Here is a 1,417-nt window from a genome sequence, read left to right on the forward strand (position 1 = left end):
TTGGTCGAAAACCCATCTACCAGGGGCTTCCCCACGTTGTCAGCCCAACTGTCGTACTCCAGCAGCAGGTTGGAAAAGCTCACTGCTTGAGCCGGTTGATGCATCGCTCGACTGCTCCGGATGCGCCCTGAATGGCGAAGGGGTCATGCTGGGAGGCAGAACATAGCCACTGATGAGGTGCCATGAGAAAATGGACCATATCCGCGGTGACTGTCTCAGGACTGCTGGCCCTCGCGGCCTTCAATCCGGTGTCGGCGCCTTCCCCGGCGAGCGCACGGTCCGCGGTGGCGTCGGCCTACGAAACCAGCACGCGGTGTCCGCCTGTGAGTGCGACTGCGAGCCCTTCCGTAGGCGGCGCCCTCTACGACCACGAATGCCTTGTCAAGTTCAGGCTCCAGCCTGGTATGCACCTCTACGTCAAGCTGACAGGAGAGGTCGACATCGCCGATTTCGGGGTCTTCGAGGTGGGCGGCCAGGGACGCCTCATCGCCGAAGCCGAGTACGTCGGCGATGAATGGGTGAAGCTGTGGCGGAATGACACCGGAGGAGCCGCGGAGGTGATGCTGAGAGCCGAGGCGTTCTCCCTTGCCGACAGCGAGAAGGACATCTCCGCGGAAGTTCGCGTCGAGGAACCGAATGACAAGGTCCGTCACGCGGTCGCCTTCGCGATACTGAAGGCGGCCGGCATCAAATGGAAGTCCGCCGGGAATTGCACGGATCGCAACAACGAGGATTGCACGAGCTACGAGAAGATCCGGGTGGCCTCGGTGAACGGCGCCGTCCTCCTGAAGGAAAGCCTTCCGGAGGACTGCAAGCTCACGGTCACCGGCGGCACCGAGAGGGGCCACTCCGAGCAGGGCACGCGCACCCACCGGAACGGCTACAAGCTCGACTTCAGTCCGGAGAAGTGCCTCAGCGACTGGATCCGCGCGAACTCCAGGTATGACCGAACGCGTGGCGACAACGTCAGGGTGTACAGGGGCAATCTCGACGGCAGGAGCGTCGAGTACGCGGACGAGCGTGCGTCGAGGGACAAGCCGCACTGGGACATCACCTTCGAATGAGCAGCAGTTCGACTGCGGCTGAGCAGCAGACAGTGAGCTTTTCCAACCTGCTGCTGGAGTACGGCAGTTAGGCTGACAACGTGGGGAAGCCCCTGGTAGATGGGTTTTCGACCAAGAGAACCGTCTCCACCAGAGGCTTCATGTGCTTGTCTACCCGTCGGGCGTCGACGTGTCCAGCTCCGCCCTCCGCTTCCTCACCCAGCAGTTGCGGCGGCACCGCCGTGCGATCGGCTCCCGGTGGCGGCGCCTGAGCGCCGGCCGCCAGGCCCTGCTCACCCTCGCCCACCTGCGAGTGGGACACACGTATGCCCAGCTCGCGGCCGGGTTCGGCATCGGCACCACGACGGCCTACC

Annotated in this window: 2 protein-coding genes; both read left to right on the forward strand. The window is 63.8% G+C overall.

All coding sequences use genetic code 11. The features are described 5' to 3' along the window. Positions 1-182 precede the first annotated feature (182 nt). Positions 183-1,064, forward strand: a complete 882-nt coding sequence (locus tag ACFYWI_RS38485) for a hypothetical protein (protein WP_389240848.1) — start codon at positions 183-185, stop codon at positions 1,062-1,064. Positions 1,065-1,206: 142 nt separating this feature from the next. Then, positions 1,207-1,417: transposase family protein (locus tag ACFYWI_RS38490; protein ID WP_389240850.1), on the forward strand; the 211-nt coding region annotated here is incomplete at its 3' end.

The organism is Streptomyces sp. NPDC002889, assembly GCF_042888425.1.
In the GTDB taxonomy this organism is placed as follows: Bacteria; Actinomycetota; Actinomycetes; order Streptomycetales; family Streptomycetaceae; genus Streptomyces.